10 protein-coding genes, 13 pseudogenes and 1 riboswitch are annotated in these 16723 nt (G+C 41.8%); of the genes and pseudogenes, 11 read left to right on the top strand and 12 right to left on the bottom strand.

Annotated elements, in window-relative coordinates; genetic code table 11:
• Window positions 1-86 precede the first annotated feature (86 nt).
• The 7 genes and pseudogenes from JCM13996_RS10040 to JCM13996_RS10645 all read right to left on the bottom strand — a co-directional run bounded on the left by JCM13996_RS10040 (window position 87) and on the right by JCM13996_RS10645 (window position 5892).
• Complete coding sequence (locus tag JCM13996_RS10040) at window positions 87-896, bottom strand: ParA family protein (RefSeq protein WP_054751014.1); 810 nt, start codon at window positions 894-896, stop codon at window positions 87-89.
• Between the two features lie 180 nt (window positions 897-1076).
• A pseudogene (locus tag JCM13996_RS10035) lies at window positions 1077-1662 on the bottom strand (recombinase family protein).
• Window positions 1663-1829: 167 nt separating this feature from the next.
• Window positions 1830-2583: pseudogene (locus tag JCM13996_RS10655) on the bottom strand (IS5 family transposase).
• A 69-nt stretch (window positions 2584-2652) separates the two neighbouring features.
• Window positions 2653-2883, bottom strand: a pseudogene (locus JCM13996_RS10650) (SDR family oxidoreductase); the annotation flags it as partial.
• Window positions 2884-2993: 110 nt separating this feature from the next.
• The gene (locus JCM13996_RS10020) at window positions 2994-3416 is read right to left on the bottom strand and encodes a MarR family winged helix-turn-helix transcriptional regulator (RefSeq protein WP_054751012.1); all 423 of its coding nucleotides are present in this window, start codon (window positions 3414-3416) and stop codon (window positions 2994-2996) included.
• A gap of 18 nt (window positions 3417-3434) precedes the next feature.
• Entirely contained in the window at window positions 3435-4817 is a 1383-nt protein-coding gene (locus tag JCM13996_RS10015; protein WP_054751011.1) for a DHA2 family efflux MFS transporter permease subunit, read from the bottom strand.
• A gap of 274 nt (window positions 4818-5091) precedes the next feature.
• Window positions 5092-5892, bottom strand: coding sequence for an IS5 family transposase (locus JCM13996_RS10645; RefSeq protein ID WP_082383933.1), 801 nt, complete (start codon window positions 5890-5892; stop codon window positions 5092-5094).
• 70 nt (window positions 5893-5962) lie between these two features.
• On the opposite strand from JCM13996_RS10645, the pseudogene JCM13996_RS10640 reads away from it, so the two are divergent.
• From JCM13996_RS10640 to JCM13996_RS10625, 7 genes and pseudogenes are all read left to right on the top strand, one after another.
• Window positions 5963-6741: pseudogene (locus tag JCM13996_RS10640) on the top strand (replication initiation protein); the annotation flags it as partial.
• Between the two features lie 20 nt (window positions 6742-6761).
• A complete protein-coding gene (locus JCM13996_RS11055; protein ID WP_156321964.1) occupies window positions 6762-7109 on the top strand; it encodes a hypothetical protein in 348 nt (115 codons plus the stop codon).
• A 484-nt stretch (window positions 7110-7593) separates the two neighbouring features.
• Window positions 7594-7656, top strand: a riboswitch (Fluoride riboswitch).
• Between the two features lie 62 nt (window positions 7657-7718).
• A pseudogene (locus JCM13996_RS10000) lies at window positions 7719-7970 on the top strand (phosphopyruvate hydratase); the annotation flags it as partial.
• A gap of 57 nt (window positions 7971-8027) precedes the next feature.
• Window positions 8028-10297: pseudogene (locus tag JCM13996_RS09995) on the top strand (HAD-IC family P-type ATPase).
• A gap of 136 nt (window positions 10298-10433) precedes the next feature.
• Complete coding sequence (locus JCM13996_RS13040) at window positions 10434-10679, top strand: FluC/FEX family fluoride channel (protein WP_156321963.1); 246 nt, start codon at window positions 10434-10436, stop codon at window positions 10677-10679.
• Window positions 10576-10809, top strand: a complete 234-nt coding sequence (locus JCM13996_RS13035) for a fluoride efflux transporter FluC (RefSeq protein WP_082383932.1) — start codon at window positions 10576-10578, stop codon at window positions 10807-10809. Before JCM13996_RS13040 ends, JCM13996_RS13035 begins: the two co-directional genes overlap by 104 nt.
• A 7-nt stretch (window positions 10810-10816) precedes the next feature.
• On the top strand, window positions 10817-11167 hold the full coding sequence (locus JCM13996_RS10625) for a fluoride efflux transporter FluC (protein ID WP_082383931.1): 351 nt from the start codon (window positions 10817-10819) through the stop codon (window positions 11165-11167).
• A 218-nt stretch (window positions 11168-11385) separates the two neighbouring features.
• Here the strand turns inward: JCM13996_RS10625 and JCM13996_RS09990 are convergent.
• Both JCM13996_RS09990 and JCM13996_RS09985 read right to left on the bottom strand, forming a co-directional pair.
• A pseudogene (locus tag JCM13996_RS09990) lies at window positions 11386-11730 on the bottom strand (type II toxin-antitoxin system PemK/MazF family toxin); the annotation flags it as partial.
• Window positions 11730-11994 (bottom strand): annotated as a pseudogene (locus tag JCM13996_RS09985) (type II toxin-antitoxin system PrlF family antitoxin). The pseudogenes JCM13996_RS09985 and JCM13996_RS09990, both read right to left, overlap by 1 nt.
• A 77-nt stretch (window positions 11995-12071) precedes the next feature.
• On the opposite strand from JCM13996_RS09985, the gene JCM13996_RS09980 reads away from it, so the two are divergent.
• From JCM13996_RS09980 to JCM13996_RS10615, 4 genes and pseudogenes are all read left to right on the top strand, one after another.
• Window positions 12072-12659 carry a site-specific integrase gene (locus JCM13996_RS09980; protein ID WP_050340461.1) on the top strand — a complete coding sequence of 196 codons (588 nt, stop codon included), beginning with the start codon at window positions 12072-12074 and terminating at the stop codon, window positions 12657-12659.
• Window positions 12660-12672: 13 nt separating this feature from the next.
• Window positions 12673-13033: pseudogene (locus tag JCM13996_RS09975) on the top strand (hypothetical protein).
• A gap of 267 nt (window positions 13034-13300) precedes the next feature.
• Window positions 13301-13512: pseudogene (locus JCM13996_RS10620) on the top strand (hypothetical protein).
• A gap of 22 nt (window positions 13513-13534) precedes the next feature.
• A pseudogene (locus JCM13996_RS10615) lies at window positions 13535-13814 on the top strand (hypothetical protein).
• On the opposite strand, the pseudogene JCM13996_RS12105 reads toward JCM13996_RS10615, so the two are convergent.
• From JCM13996_RS12105 to JCM13996_RS09960, 3 genes and pseudogenes are all read right to left on the bottom strand, one after another.
• Window positions 13804-14478 (bottom strand): annotated as a pseudogene (locus JCM13996_RS12105) (ATPase). The pseudogenes JCM13996_RS10615 and JCM13996_RS12105 overlap by 11 nt on opposite strands.
• Window position 14479: 1 nt before the next feature.
• Complete coding sequence (locus tag JCM13996_RS09965) at window positions 14480-14713, bottom strand: hypothetical protein (RefSeq protein ID WP_054751015.1); 234 nt, start codon at window positions 14711-14713, stop codon at window positions 14480-14482.
• A gap of 113 nt (window positions 14714-14826) precedes the next feature.
• Window positions 14827-15937, bottom strand: a pseudogene (locus JCM13996_RS09960) (replication initiator protein A).
• Window positions 15938-16723 lie beyond the last annotated feature (786 nt).

Below are 16723 nucleotides of genomic sequence, written 5' to 3'. Positions count from 1 at the left end.
TTAAGTGCATCTTTTTGCTGAATGTCTCTAGCCACTTGGTAATCGTTGTTGGTACTTGAAAACTTTTCAAATTTGTTTGCCATAAGTTAATCATTCCCCTGTTTTTGGATTTCTGAAAACACGTCACTTAATAGTTTGAGAAATGGCTCTTGTTCATGCAACTTGTCATTCTGGGTTGCATATTCTAGTATGCCCTCCTTTGCAAGCATACTAGCGTTAACTAATTCCTTTTCTGGGATAACCCCAATGACATTGTCTATATGTTTGAGTGCTGATAAAAATTCGTGAGAAGAATTAGTATTGTGTTTGATTCGATTGCCTAAAAAGAATACGTTGGCAGTAATATATGATTTACCACTAACTGGATCAACAACTTCATCTTGTAAAGTTCCCACACTTTGCAATACTTTTGTATGACTTTCATACCCAAATCGACTTGGTTCCATTGGAGAAATGATTTTATCGGCTACAGCTACACCATTTTTGCTTAACAGGTTCCAAGCTGGTGGCAAGTCGATAATTATGTAGTCATATTTTTGATTCAGTTCTTGCGCATTTTTAACAAACCACATAAATAATAGCAATTCTCTATTTGGTTTTGAGGCTAAACGATCTGCTACTTCTTCCAGGTTGCTAGTTGATGGAATTATCGCGATATTATCCTGAACTTGTGTCTCAATTAACCCGGAGCTTGGTTTTTCTAGGACATCTGCAATGGTTGGCTTTGCACTGAAATTAAAATGTTCATTTTCAAAAGTGCCCGTCAAACTCTTCTGTGCGTCCAAATCGATCATCAAAACTTTTTGATCTTGTGTTTGTAAAAATTTGGCGAACTGAAATGCCATTGTGGTTTTACCAACGCCACCTTTGATAGCCATAAAACTGATTACTTGCATAACACACTTTCCTCCTAACATATAAAGATAAAGGTAACACTTAACGAATACCTTGTTCTCCTACATAATACGACTTTAAGAACACAAAATCAAGATAAAAGTAGTACTAATGGAATACATAAAACGCATAAAGGTATTTATTTGGTGGTATAAATAGGTTTCAACAATTAGTCATACCTATTATCTGTTAACATTAAATTTCTTTCGATACCTTATAAAGGTTGTCCGTTTAATTCCTGTACTACGGGCAACATCGACATCACTCATGCCTGCCTCGTAAAGCTTAAAAGCATGTTGCAAGCGGGGATCGTCTTGGGTGTATTGGGGTTTGCGCCCATGATATTTACCCTGCTGCTTAGCTAAGGCAATCCCTTGCTGCTGGCGCTCAATGATCCGCTTACGCTCACTTTCAGCCTGGTACTTATACAGTTCAATAATGAGGTTGGTCATCAATTGGCGTAAGTTAGGATCAGCGATCCCTGTCATGGACGGCAAATTCAACACATCTAGGGTGGCACCCTTATTTTGAATGGAGTTCATGATCTTAGTTAAATCCTGATTGTTTCTGCCTAAGCGATCTAATTCAGTGACCAGGATAATATCACCCTCACGAATATAGGCCAGCATTTTTTTGCAGTTCTGGCCGATTAGTGTTAGCCCCACTTAATTTATCCGTAAATAATTTATCAACGTCTTTTAAAGCCGCTAACTGTCGATCTAAATGTTGCTCCTTGGAACTCACACGCGCATAACCGATTTTAGCCATTTCCAATTATCCTTTTGGACAGTTCTAATGAACACTTGTAATTCCTAGTATAGCACAGAAATAAAAAAAGACCAATAGGGTATACCCTAGTGGCCTTTTTTTATTTTTTTATTCCTTTTAGTATTGGTTGTAAATTTCAAAAATCTATAAGAAGCTGTTTGAGGTCTCTATTGACGAGCAAGCAGGATCCCTATAAAGGCCATAGCAACCATGACTTTACTGGTATTTAACTTGCGTTCGCAATTGAACCAAAGCCGTCGCCAGTTGGTTAACCAACTGAAACTACGTTCCACGACCCAGCGCTGTGGCGTTACTTGACCGTTCTTCAGATCACTTTGTTTGGCGATAATGACATCTGCACCAATGATTGCATGGACCGACTGGGCGAAGTTGTCGCCTGTATAGCCACCATCGGCCATCACTCGCTGAACAAGATCAAACTGCTCTTCATTTAACGCGAGTAAAGCGATCGCACCGTCCCGTTCGGAGACCATTAATATCAACGGCAAGGTGGCGTTTAATCCCACTGATTTTCTTGCCGCCATCATACCCTTTATTTTGGGGTGTTGCCGTATTTTTGACGCTTTGCGCATCAAGAATTACGAACGACGTTCGTACCGATCGTCCCATTCGTAATCGCTCTCGAGCGACAATTTTTTTTAAAAGCAGGTCAATCAGGGAATATTCCGAATTAGCTAATGGTTTTGACCACATGGCAAAGTAAGTGTAAACGGTTTGCCATTTCGGAAAATCATGCGGCAACTGACGCCATTGAGCGCCCGTACGAAGCTCGTAAAGCACTGCATTGAAGACATCAAATAGGTCCACCCTTCGAGGACATGTACGCTTGCGAAACGTCTCAAGGTCAACGCGAATCAATTCAAATTGGTCACGAGTGATATTGCTTGGATAATCAGTCATAATGAAGTCCTTTTTTTTACATATTTTACCGGAAATTCAAGCGTCTTTCAAAGACCTCAAACAGTTTCTGATGGGTGATGATGGCATGATTCCGGCATTGTTGAAGATCACGTCTAAACCGCCAAAATCAGCCTGTGCCTTAGCAACCAGTTTCTTCAAATCATCTGGCTTGGTAACGTCAGTCACGGAATAGCTGGCAAACCCGCCGGCATCCGTAATTTCCTTAACGAGGCTCTGCAGCCGTTCCTCACGCCGAGCACCTAAAACGACTTTGGCACCGTTCTGTGCGAGTAATTTGGCGGCCGGTGGCTTCGATTACTTCAGAGCAACCCCGCAAGGTCAATCTGCGTCACGAAGCGATAAATGGCGTAACTACTTGCAACCTGTTCTAACGCTCCACATGACAGGCGTTACTTCCTATTCTCTTCGATCCAAAACTTCAACGCACGATTAACAATGGCCATTTCAGCTGGTGAAAAAGCCGCTTCGACTTTGGCTTGTTGATTATCAATGTAACTTTCCACATGCTGTTTCAACCCCACAGCCTTTTGCGTTAAGATCACCTGCTTCTGCCGGGCGTCGCTGGCTGCCGATTGACGCACCACGAAACCCTTATGCTCCATACGTTGCAGCAGGACCGTTGCCGTGGAACGTTGAATGTTAAATTCTGCCTCAATATCGCGCTGGAGAACAACGTCGTTTGACCGGCGTCCCAGAAAATCAATCATCGACATTTGGACCCCCGTCAGGCCGTATTGCCTGGCGTAGGCGTCCATTGCCTTGTCCTGGTCATTGGCTGCGCGCTTAATTAATACACCAAAATTAGATGCCATGTTTTTACCTAGTTTCCTCTAATTTTCTGTTTGGCCTGTTGTCTTGCGGACTGAGCGGATCAACGACACGAGTGACACGACCATAACGATCGTTAGGACCAGCAGTGCGTGCTGCGTCCCAACAGCGGTTAAATGTGCCTGTGTGCCGTGGCCGGATTGACTGGCCGCCACAATGGCGGAAACAATCGACGTCCCAGTGGCGCCGGCAAACTGCTGCAGGGTGTTTAAAACCGCGTTCCCATCGCTTTGCTGCTGACTGCTCAATTCCGCTAACCCGCTTGTCATGATATTGCCAAAGCCTAATCCGATACCAAACATATAGCACAAATATACACTGATAATGACGATATTGCTCATATTTTGCGCCAAACTAGTGAAAACGATCAGGGAAATCAATACCAATCCGCAACCAAATAAAATTGGTTTTCGGGCACCGAAGTTATCGAGAATCCGGCCACTGATCGGTGCCAGGGCAGCCCCCAAGGCAGCGCCTGGTAAAACGACCAGCCCGGCAATCGTGGAGGTTGAGCCGTTGACCAGCTGAATGTAGTTTGGCAACAGGAACGACATCCCTAACGATATCAACTGTAATAGGAAGAATGATAAGACGTGGCCGCTGAATCTGCCGGTTGTCATAACGCGCAGATCGATAACGGGTTGGGCAATGTGCATTGACCGGTACACCAAACCGACCAGTCCAATGACACCGATGAGCAGTGCGCCACCAATGTCCAGACTTAGAAAGCTGGCACTGCCGATGTTACTGAAGCCCACGATCAAGCCAATAAACGTGACCATGATCAGCAATACACTGAGAACGTCCAACCGTACTTTACGAATCTGACTCTTTTGTTCAATCGTCATGATGCCGATAACCAGTGAGATGATTAATAACGGCCACAGAATGATGAAGACAAAGCGCCAGCCAAGATAGTTGGCAACGATGCCGCCAAAGGTTGGCCCAATCGCTGGTGCAACTGCGGTAATGAGGGTCCCGACCCCCATCATGAGCCCCCGTTTACTAATGGGTACCTGTTCCAAAATAATGTTAAACATCAGTGGCAGAGCAATCCCGGTCCCAAACCCCTGAACGATGCGCCCGAATAATAACAATGTAAAGGCCGGGGCCGTTGCATCGATCAGAACGCCAGCCATAAACAGCAGATTAGCCGTTATAAACAGCGATTTCGTTTTGAACCGCCGCTTGAACGTAGCTGACAGCGGCACGATGATGGCCACGGTCAACAGATAGCCAGTCGTCATCCACTGTACGGTGCTGGTAGTGACGTTGAATTGTTTCATTAACGTGGGAAAAGTGACGTTCATCGACGTTTCCACAATGACCCCGCAAAACGACATCAGCCCGGTAGCAATCACCGCGGCAATGACTTTTGGGCCAATTTTTTTGAGTTGTTTTTGTTTCTTGCATAATTCACACTCCTGTTTTCGTTAGCAATCTAACGAATCATAGCGTAACGCGATTGTTGAAAGATGTCAAAGAATTGTTTTCATTATTTTGGTTTGACGGACCCGCTTTCAGAATCTTATTATCCGAGCGATAACAATCCTTGCATTCAGTCTGGTGATTCGGTAGGAGTGAAACCCATGAGAAAGCACGTCATTTTAGAAGCAGCAGAAACCCACGAACGTCTTTACTTAACCAGTAAGAACGTGTTTAGAATCTTTTCAAGAGTATTCGCAGGAAGGCTAGGCTAATCATCATCTTACTGGTGTTCAGCTTTCGCTCACAATTGCGCCAGAGGCGCCGATATTTTCCTAGCCAGCTAAAACTGCGTTCGATAACCCAGCGTTGCGGGGTCACTTGACCGTGCCTAAGGTCACTCTGTTTAGCAATAATGACTTCAGCGTTAATCATTGCCTGAACTGATTGAGCAAAGTTGTTACCAGTATAACCACCATCGGCCATTACTCGTTGAACCAGGTCAAACTGTGATTTGTTTAACGCCAGTAGCGCATTGGCGCCATCACGCTCAGAAACATTGGCGGTTGTCACATGGACTGACATCGGCAGCCCATTGATATCTACAGCAAGATGGCGCTTAATCCCACTCACCTTTTTACCACCATCGTAGCCGCTACTTTCAGCAGGATCGGTATTCTTGACACTTTGAGCATCTAGAATGACGAACGATGTATAAACTGAACGCTTCTGAGCCAACCGATGTTGGCTGACAATTTTTTTTAAAACCTTATCCAGAGGAGTGATACCAGCAGGAGATGGCGTTTTAGTCCAAAGTAACCAGTAATAATAGACGGTTTCCCATTTAGGAAAATCGCTGGGTAAATCGCGCCAAACGCACCCATTTTTCAAGGTATAAAGCAGGGCACAAAAGATATCATATAAATCAACCTTTCTTGGCTTAGTCCGCTTACGTATGCCTTCTAGATCTGTCCGGATTAGTTCAAATTGTTCACGAGAGATGTCGCTACTATAATGGTGTGCAAAGCTTTTCATGGATTAAAAACTCCTGTTTTTGATCTAATTTAACTAAAATCAAATCGAATGTCAAAGTATCCAAACACGTTCTTATAAACCTACTGCAAATAACCGTTTTGAAGATGACATTCAGAGAACTTATGAAAAAAATGATGGGATTACATTTTGGTAGACGAAGTAAAAGTGGATTAACTCGAGAGTTTTTTTGTTTTGTTTACAGAATTTAAAATTGATGGAGATGCAGAAGAACCTTATGTAGACGTAAAAGTTTATGAACGTGCTTTACCCCTTTTAAACAAGCTTGAAAGTTGGGTTCGTTATGCGTTGGCAGAGTTTAGAGATTTAAAAAGTAGTTACGCAAAAACAATGTTTCGGTTACTAAAACAGTTCAGAACCACTGGATATGCTTATTTTTCTAAAGAAGACTTTTTTTGAATTACTAGATATGCCCAAAAGTTACTGGAATAGTCCCTCTAACGTCGATAAATTTGTTATAAAACCCATTAAAGAAGAATTAACTCCTTTGTTTAGAGGATTAACGGTTAGAAAAAAAATATGGTAAAGGGCGTGGGAAACCAGTTATTGGCTATTCGTTTACCTGGAAACCCGAAAAGAAAGATGCCAATGATTTCTCACAAGGCCAATTACAAGATGAGCGTCAAAAGCTTTTTAATATTCAGCATAATGGTGAACTAACAGAACAAGAAAAATGGCGCGCTACTGATAAAGTAAAAGGCCTACCACTAGGATCTACTGAGAAACAAGCATTGGCTGATAAACAGGCCGAGCACGATAAAAAAAATAAGAGATCAAGCAAGACAAGAAGCACTTGCTGAACTCCGAAAGGGGTTTGGAAATCATGCCTAAAACCATTAGAGAGCTTGCTGATGAATTTGGTGTATCAAAACAAGCCATTAGAAAAAAAACTAGATACAAACTTCAGAGCAAACTATGTGCAAACCGTGACTAGGAACGGGGTACAAACTCTAGTTGTTATCAATTCAGGCTATTTACTATTAAAACAACATTTCATTGGTGGAAACTACCAGAAACCAGAAGGAGTAACATTTACTAGTAAAACCGGTAATAGGCATCAAAATACAATAGAATTACTCAACCAACAATTAGCAATCAAAGATAGTCAAATTAAAGAAAAAGATGCACAATTAAAATCAATGCACAAATTATTAGATCAATCACAACAATTGCAACTAATGGCTGAGAAAAAAAATTGAAGCATTTAAGTCAACTACTCTTAAAAAAAGATAACCTTACTCCCTCCAGTTCAGTAAACAACAATAATACCTCAAACACCAAAAATGCTTGGTGGCATTTTTGGTAATAATTTTATTCTTGTTACCAAGTAATCAATGCATGGTACTCTCAGAATATCCCCGGCACTGGATCAAACGGCTAAATAACTAGTAGCGGATCTCGTTAAATGTTTTTAATTCATGATTACCAATCAATTATTCACAGTGTCAGGAAAGCCAGTATACTGGTGAAGTGATTGGAATAACTTTATTGGCGGCGAAAACCAAACATTTTAATTTATTTGCTTAAGCGAATAAATTAAAGCAGTATTCGTATTTTCATGTTCGCAAACTTGGTCTAAGAGCCACCGACTAAGTTTTTAGATGGTGAGTTGAATAACAGTGTATCGTCCTTTTTTTACCTGAATCATTTGTTTTCTTGTTCTTTAAGTGTATATTTTATATATAAGTTCACGGCGATGACGTTCGCCTTTAAATATTCGTAAGGATTGATGACGTCTGTTTATTCACTAAAAAAAGTGTGAATAAACAGACGTCATTTTTTTCGTTCTTAAGAAAGGAAGTATTGGTATGAAAATTTACATTGAAAAAGCTCTAGCTCGTGAAATCTTTGACTCTCGTGGCAATCCAACAGTTGAGGCCGATGTTATCCTATCAGATGGTACGCTCGGCCACGCGGAGGTACCATCTGTTGCATCGACCGGCGAAAAAGAAGCCGTCGAGTTGCGCGACGGCGGCGCCCGGCTTCAAGGCAAAGGCGTCTCAAAGGCCGTGGCCAACGTCAATACCGAGATCAACAAGGCTTTACACGGCGCTGACCCGGGCACTGATATTTGCGCGGCCACTTATTATTTTTCAGAAAACAGGTGTCTACTATGACTGAAAAAAAATACTCTAGACGGCCTCACCCAGGCCGAAGCTGACCGGCGACTGGCCCGCGATGGCTTCAACGAAGTGGCCGAAACCCCCTTCAACTTTGCCACGGCCATTATCACCCGCCTGTGGGAGCCTAGCGCGTGGATACTCGAAGCGGCGCTGATCATTGAAATCGTGTTAGGCAAGGGCATCCAATCCGGGTTCATCGTGCTAATGTTGCTCTTTGCTGCGGTCAATGGCGCGATTCAATCTCACCGCGCCAACACAGTCTTACGCAGTCTATCACATGACTTATCGCCGACCGCCGCGGTCAGCCGCGATGGCAAGTGGAAACAGGTGTCAGCCAAGCACTTAGTCGTTGATGACCTCATCAGCCTACGCCAAGGGGACATTATCCCTGCCGATGTGCGCCTGTTGACGGACACACTGGAAGTCAACGAAAGCAGTATCACAGGCGAAGCCAAGGCCGTCAACCGCACCCCTGGTGATACAGCCTATGCCGGCACCGAAGTCCTCTCCGGCAATGCCTTAGCGATCGTCACCGCCACCGGTGCTAATAGCCGCAGCGGAAAAACGATCAGCCTGATCAACCAAAGCTCGGCGCCGGGGCATTTGCAGAAGCTCTTGGGCAAAATCATCGGCTATCTAGCTGCACTCGATGCGGTGTTGGCCGTGCTATTGATCATCGTGGCCATTGTCCGCCACGAAGACTTGGTCGCCATGCTGCCGTTTCTGGCAATGCTGTTCATCGCAACGATTCCGATTGCTATGCCATCTAGTTTTGCCGTTGCTAACTCGGTCGAAGCCAAGGTTTTGAGCACCAAGCACGTCTTGGTTTCCGATCTCACCGGTATTCAAGAAGCCGCCAATATGAATGTGCTACTCGTGGATAAAACCGGTACAATCACCGCCAATAAGCCTCTGTGGTCGCGTTCTACAACTGGTCGACGCTCCCAGACGCCGACGTGATCCAGCTGGCGATCAGTGCAGCAGATACGCGCAATGCCAGCGTGATTGACGCGGCGTTATTCAACTATGCTCAAGCACAGAACATTAAGGCCTGGCCTCAGCATAAATTCACGCCGTTCACCTCCGGTATTGGTTACTCCCAAGCCACTGTGGTCACCGACAGCGCCACTGTCAACGTGAAAGTCGGCGCATTGAAAAAGTTGGCGGCGGTGGCCACCAACCACCCAGACCTATCGGCGGTCGACTACGCCGAAGGACGTACGGCAGCGTGGTCGTTGATTCACAACTAATAGGCTTGTTCGTACTCCAGGACCAACCTCGGGCAGATTCCGCAACTGCCATCAAGGCTCTGCAGGCACGCGGCGTCAAAGTAATCATGCTGACTGGCGATAACCAAAAAAACTGCCGCCGCGATTGCCCAAGCAGTTGGGCTAAACGGTGAGGTGCTCTCGTACACCGAGGTTAATGTCGGGACCAAAATTGCAGACCTCGCAGGCATCGCCGACGTGACCCCAGAAGACAAATTGGCGATGGCCAAGTGTCTACAAGGTGAAGGCTATGTTGTTGGTATGACCGGCGACGGGGTCAACGACGCACCCGCCTTGAAACAAGCCGACGTTGGTATAGCCGTGGACAGTGCCGTTGATCTCGCCAAGCGCTCAGCGCGCATGGTTTTGCTAACAGACGGCCTGACGCCGATCATCGAGATCCTAGATGCCGGCCACCGCGTCTATCAACGCATGATGACCTGGACGATCACCAAGCTTTCACGCACCGCGGAGCTGACACTCCTGCTGACATTAGGTTATCTGATTCTCCACTTCATTCCACTAACCTTAAACGCGATGATCCTGGTCGCGATCCTGAATGATTGTGTGACCCTTGTGCTCGGCACTGACCGCACGACGATCACCCACCAGCCAGAAAGCTGGAACCTGCCCAAACTTAGCAAGATTGCTGGCATCTTGGCCATAGGCTGGTCAGCGGTCGGCTACGGTTGGCTGACTTGGTTGCAACGGCTTGGTCTAACGACTGGACAAGTCAGCACCGGCCTTTACGTCTATCTGATTTTTAGCGCAATGCTGACGATCCTGATGACCCGCACTCAAAAGCCGTTTTGGGCTGGCAGACCCAGTCGTGCCGTGGCAATAGCAATCAGCGGCAACTGTGCATTGACACTGGTTCTGGCACTTAACGGCTGGGGGATCGCCGCACTCAGCCCATCCTTGATTGGATTAGCAATCGTGATCACTTTATTAACGGGCATTGTGCTGACATCTATTCGATTGGCTGCACATATCTAGCTTATTTCCCCGATAGTGTTAATCTCAACTGATTATCATTTAATTTGAGATTTAATAAACACAAAAGTAACTGGGAAGAATCTTTCCGGCTACTTTTTGTTTAGAAATAAATTAAGAAAAGAGGATTTTAAGGTAAATGGATGAAATAAGAATCGCTTTATTCGGATTTGTGGGAGGCCTATTGAGATATATGGTTATCGGTTACTTTATCAATCACAGTACAGTACTAGGTACACTTATCATTAATTTAATTGGTTGTTTTGGTCTGGGATTAGTGAATCATTTTTTTAGCGTTACAAGAGAGAATCCCTGCTACTATCACTTTATCCATTGGAACGGGACTTATCGGTGCCTTTACAACTTTCTCAACATTTACCTATGATATTTTCAATTTAATTCAACAAGGTCATTATTTAGATGCGTTTTCCTACTTGTTAAGTAGCATTATTTTAGGACTTGTTATGTCCTATTTAGGTGTTGTTCTGGGAGACAATTTAAGAAAGAAGGTTTAATTCTGAAATGGGAACGCTACTTTTTGTGGGTATAGGAGCCGCGCTTGGTTCTGTTAGTAGATATGATATAACTAAATTCATTGGTGCTCGAACTATTCCTAACTTTCCCTTGGCAACCTTAACTATTAATCTTGTAGGGGCCTTTTGTTTAGGAATTATTGTTAGATACTTACTTCACGATTCTGCTTGGTATTTGTTTTTAGGAACTGGATTTTGTGGCGGATTTACTACCTTTTCTACCATGATTAATGAAATTATAGAATTTTCTTTAGCTAAGAATATACATGTTGCCTTAGTTTATTTATCTTTCAGCCTTCTAGGTGGTATCCTGTTATTTTTCGGTGGCTTCTTCATTTGATGTTCTGTTTTGGGCCTTGATATACTGCAAAAGAAGTATTACCTACTTTAGTAACTGAATAGAGAACCGCCAAGTTACAATCCCACAAGCAATTTTAGGGTCTATAATTAACAAAATAACCCCTCAAAAACGTTGTTAAAATAGCCCCCAATATCTATAATGTAGATATTGGGGGCTATTTTTTTTGCTTTTATCAATAAATAACATCTGTTTTTCAAAAAAAATTGTTGGACATTTGTACTAATCGAACTAATTTCTTGCTGAGATAAATTGGCCACAACTTCGCCATCTGATCGTTTTGTTGGATCGACAGCGCGGACATGTTGTAATAACGCTGTTCCGTGAATTTCCCCTTTATCTATCTTGATAAATAACGGAGATTTAACATACTTTTCTAGCGTGCGATATTTGTCAGAAGTGCTGATTGGTACAACTAGCACCGTATTAAAATAGCGATTATAGTGATCGTTGCTCACAACTAAACACGGTCGCTTTTTCTTAGTTTCAGTTCCTTTGGCTGGATCTAAATTAATCCACAAAATAGCGCCTTGTTTTAATTTCATTAATCAAAATCTTCACTTTCTATGTCCTTACCCCAATCAAATTCTGTGGTACTGAGATTTCCGAACTTTTTTTTCTTGTTCATCAACAAGTTGCCATAGATCAGGTTTACTACGAACAATCATTACTCTACCATTTGGTTCAATCTGCCATTCAATTGTGTCAGTAGACCGAACTTTTAACAGCTCACGTACTGTTTTAGGAATTGTAATCTGATTTTTACTTGTGATCTTCGAGCTAACTTTAGTTACATTACCTGCACTCACAATATCATCTCCTTACTTTTTCCTTACAAAAATAATAACATAACTATTTTAATATCTCAAGAAAAGGGGCTAAAACTATGCAACAAGTTGTCTTACCCATCAAAGATTCTAACGTGCTTAAGGAGGTTCAAGATACGTTACTCAACAACTTTAAAGCTGGCCGGCGTAACTATACGATTTTTCAAGTTGGCAAAGCGACACTTTTGCGAGTCAGTGATGTCATGCGCTTAAAACAGACCGATATTTTTAATCCGGACGGGTCTATTAAGCAAAATGCGTTCATTCACGATCGAAAAACGGGTAAGCCTAATACCTTGTACCTTAAACCAGTTCAAACAGAGCTCTTATTGTATCGCCAATGGCTACTTGAGCATCAGCTGGATTCTGAATGGCTCTTTCCTTCCATTCAACACCCCGAACGCCATATCACGGAAAAACAGTTCTACAAAATTATGAGTAAGGTTGGCGAGCTGTTAGGCATTAATTATCTAGGGACCCATACAATGCGCAAAACCGGGGCTTATCGTGTCTACACACAATCAAACTATAATATTGGCTTAGTCATGAATCTGCTCAATCATTCCAGTGAGGCGATGACTTTAGCTTATTTAGGCTTAGACCAGGCTAGTACTGAAACGATGCTGGATCAAATTAACTTTGGTTAGGGGTGGGTTCTTTATGGATTTAGATTTTAAATCAAACAAATATGAGCTGTTTGATGATTGGCATCAAAACAAGACTAAACAAGCTTTTACGCAAAAATTACAGCAACAAGCTCAAATTGAAAAAAACACACCTGCCACAATTATTATCGCGTGAAGATTTAAAAATTCGTTGGCAGATGAACTCTCGTCAAAGTGTTCACCAAGTTACTAGTAAGCCTGGTTTTCCACAACCCGTTTTTACTTTTAATCATGGTAAGACGCCACTTTACTTAGCAACTGAAATTCAAATTTTCGAAATTAATCACCCCTGGGTGATTACTCCTGGTGCTCGTCTTGCTTATAGCCATTGGATTCTTCACAATGTGATTGATTAATCTTGAGATTTAGCTCTAGGATTTTTATCGTTGGCGCTAGCCTTCTAATACAAATAATCCCCATCAAAATGGGGATTAAATCTACCCTTGACACTTGTCAAGGGTGTAAGTGCGCATTGACCTCGTTTCACTCGGTCTGCTTATTCTCCTGAATTTACTTTTAGTGTATGCCTTCCGCTTCGCTATTTCAACTTTTATACTTCGACTTAACGTTTCCTATATGATATAGTTTAGGTGATTATTTCTAATATGATTGGAGGGATCGTTGTGTATAAAAGTAACTTAGAAAAACAAGAAGCTAAATTAAAAGCCCTTAATCAAAAAAATTAAGGACGAAAAAAAATAAGATTGAACAACGGCTAGGTAAATAAATCATCAGTCAAGCCAATTTAGATTATGCTAATTTGTCTAACGATCAGATTAAGCTTTTAGCTAAGCAATTTTCTGAATTTTTAAAGGTAGAGCCCGTAGATCATTAGCCATACGAGATGGGGAAATTCCATGTCTAATCAATATGAAAAACTAGTCGAGCAGCAAGCACGTTTAAAGCAAAAAAATTGAACAAGAAGATTTTAAATTACGGCAATCTAAATACTATGAAAACCGCCAAGCCCGTAAAGCCCGTTCTCGCCGACTAATTCAAAAAGGAGCCTTACTCGAAAAATACTTTCAGGCTGATAACTTATCAGTCGAACAAACCGAATAGCTTTTAAAAACATTTACCGATTACGTTAATTCCCATAAGCCGAATAAGCTCAAAAACGATCAGCCTAGTAACTAGGCCGATCGTTTTTATTTTCTGAATCATTCATGGGATTTCTAATTTTTAAATCTGGATTATTTTTAACAAAGTCATTTAGTTGCTTTTAAATGGCGGATTCAAAGGTAATTTTTGGATTTATCCAAAGAAAGTTACGCAAATTATTTTTGATCACCTGGTCATGATCTCGTCTGTAAACTGACACAAATTTTTGGCTATTATCATAGATCACGACATTATCAGCTTTGAATGCGACTGCTGGTAAATAACGTTTTTCAACAACTTCATCTGGTACACCGTGCCCACCTTTTTGACCCGTTCATGAACCCGATTAATTGCTACTTTTTTTGTTTTTTTAACGCCACGTATAAAAGCGTGACCTCAAACCCATTTTGGTGAGCCCGCTCGATTAAATTTAATTGTGCCTTTCCTTGCCCAGATAAGGTTGTTTCAACATGAATACTCTGCCCAGTATTTAAAGCCGCGTGGAGTTGTTTTATTTCTTCGCGCATTGCCCTAAAGTTATCACGATTTTTATGCCAATCGCCACCCATTTTTTTGGGAGGATTTCATCGGTATTTAATCGTTTGGAGTGAGTAAATAATTCGGGTCTCGCGCGATATAAAGTGCTTTTACCAGCGCCTCTTATCCCAGCCACGATGATGTATCTCTTTGGCTCACTCATGTTAAATCACGAAATGCTTGTCATTGATAATTTGCTCTTGGCGTTTATCTAAGAGGTAAGTGTGTAACGCGTCAAACAGCTTGCGTTTATCAGGATCTGGGTTATGGGCTGCTTGTTCCCAAATGCCTTGAATATCAACGGCCCAGGGGTCAGCCAGCAATTGCTCTATTTTTCGACTTCTTTGCTTGGTTTGATCATTTAAAAGGCTCCCTTCACTTTCACTTAGTTCAGTCATCACCTATTCAACCACTTAAGGCGCCTATTTTTGCTTCTAAGCGATTTTAAAGCAGTTTTAATATAATTATGCACTGCAACACTTAAAACGGCTTAAATGAGCTTATACGGCGTTCAATTCCAATAACGCTCATTGTCAGTGTTCTGTTCTTCGGGGTGTTTAGCCGCATATTCTCTAGCCGCTTGTTTATTCCACCAAATCCCAAATAGGTTTTGCATAGTGCCGTATAAGTAGTTCTCCACGTTCTTGATATGCTTCTCATTGCTTCTTAGGGCGTTAAAGTAGCGTCTTAAGGCTTTAGTCATCAAAGGTTTTAGTTCTTCGTCGTCAAGCGGGATTATGACGCCAATATCTTGATGATCCTTTTCAACTCGGTATTTAGCATTTAAGATAATGCCAATGAAGCGCCGCATTTGTTGTGGGGTACGGCACCAAAAACTAAGTAGTTGCACAGCTTCTGGTTCTAAGAAAACCGGTAAGCCACTGTCTTCATCAGTTAAGAAGTCATTAGCATGATTTATGAGATCCTGGTTTTGTTTTTGAATCTCTGCTGGTGAGAAATGGGCTGTGGAAAAGTCCAACTTTTGAGTATCTATATTGTATCTATTAGTATCTATGTTTTTAGAGTCTTTATATAGATTGCTTTCGATTTTCGAAATTCCGCTCGTAGCAAGGGATTGAGAGCTATTGTCAACGAAGTCATGCGGACTTTCGATTTTCGAAATTCCGCTCGTAGCAAGGGATTCAACGAAGTCATGCGGACTTTCGATTTTCGAAATTCCGCTCGTAGCAAGGGATTTCGGCGTTTCTTGTCCATATTCACCCCTTAAATAGACATCAGTAGCTTTCACATCGAGCTTGGAAAGGTATAAACGATTCGGTTCATTCTTTTTCGTTTTAGGATTAAATCCCATTTGAATTTGTTTTAATAGATTGGCTGTTTGTAATTCTTTTTTTTATTTTAACGGCTTTTTCAGTAGCGCAGTTAAATAAGTCTTGTAGTTCTTGAACGGTAAAAATAAAGTAAACATGATTATCTTCATCAACCCAATGATTACGCAAAGAATACTCTAGCCGGTCTTTCAGTACCATATAAGCCAATTTAGCATCACTGCTTAAATGTTTATATTGCTCGCCATACATTAATACCTTAGGGAACTGGAAAAATAAGGCTCCATATACGTTATCTGCTTCATAGTAATTAAAATTTGTTGATTTTGTCATAATAAAAACTCCCTCTCTTGACTGACGCACGCTGTCTCAAAAGAGAGTTGCTAAAACATTCGACTTGCATTACAATACAAATCTGATATGCTCTAACTGAATTACAAAGCGAACATTGGTCGTGATCGGCTTTGTAATTTACCAGCATGTGTCTGTTTGTGAGTTGCCCAGTCGGCAACTTTTTTTAATTTCTAACAACAAAAATGGACTAAATAGCTTCGGTTAGCTACTTAGTCCATTGGATTTAATTTGTTTTTAATTATCCCTCACTTGTCCTTACGGACTGGTTTGCGGTATAATTAACCTACAAATTAAGAACAATGTTCAGTCGATTTTTTTCCGGCAAGTCAAAGTCGACTGAATCTAAGTAGCTCGCTATTAGCTACTTGCTAAACCTAAAATCCCCGATTCCTCGTGAATCGGGGATTTTTCTGTTTAGCTTGATCTCTTTATTCGGTTGTTAAATTAGTCATAGTCTAGCATAGTGCTTACCTACCGGCAACTTTATTCTGTCTTGTATACTTTATCAGCCCCCATCGGTCCGTTGAGCCCGTTGATCAGATACAAGGTCTTCGTATCAATTGTTGCTATCAACTATTTGTGATTTCATCATTTTCCCCGCTCAATTATTCTTGAAAGTCTCTATAAGCATTTTCTATTATGGTATCTAATAAGGTTGATCTTGATTTTGCGTTCAACTGATTAACCATTTCATCTAAACGATCAATATTCTTTTGTTGAATTGAGAAGCTTGTCTTTACTTTTCGTTCCCAATTCAATTTTTCG

It is taken from the genome of Lacticaseibacillus thailandensis DSM 22698 = JCM 13996, assembly GCF_001312865.1.
GTDB classification, from domain to species: Bacteria; Bacillota; Bacilli; order Lactobacillales; family Lactobacillaceae; genus Lacticaseibacillus; species Lacticaseibacillus thailandensis.
This window is presented reverse-complemented; position numbering and strand designations above follow the sequence as displayed.

Excerpts from the sequence above, each read along its gene's own strand:
- JCM13996_RS10020 (WP_054751012.1), bottom strand. The coding sequence starts at position 3,416 with ATGGCATCTAATTTTGGTGTATTAATTAAGCGCGCAGCCAATGACCAG.
- JCM13996_RS10040 (WP_054751014.1), bottom strand. The coding sequence starts at position 896 with ATGCAAGTAATCAGTTTTATGGCTATCAAAGGTGGCGTTGGTAAAACC.
- JCM13996_RS10645 (WP_082383933.1), bottom strand. The coding sequence starts at position 5,892 with ATGAAAAGCTTTGCACACCATTATAGTAGCGACATCTCTCGTGAACAA.
- JCM13996_RS11055 (WP_156321964.1), top strand. The coding sequence starts at position 6,762 with ATGAATTTGGTGTATCAAAACAAGCCATTAGAAAAAAAACTAGATACA.
- JCM13996_RS09980 (WP_050340461.1), top strand. The coding sequence starts at position 12,072 with ATGCAACAAGTTGTCTTACCCATCAAAGATTCTAACGTGCTTAAGGAG.
- JCM13996_RS09965 (WP_054751015.1), bottom strand. The coding sequence starts at position 14,713 with ATGACTGAACTAAGTGAAAGTGAAGGGAGCCTTTTAAATGATCAAACC.
- JCM13996_RS10625 (WP_082383931.1), top strand. The coding sequence starts at position 10,817 with ATGGGAACGCTACTTTTTGTGGGTATAGGAGCCGCGCTTGGTTCTGTT.
- JCM13996_RS13040 (WP_156321963.1), top strand. The coding sequence starts at position 10,434 with ATGGATGAAATAAGAATCGCTTTATTCGGATTTGTGGGAGGCCTATTG.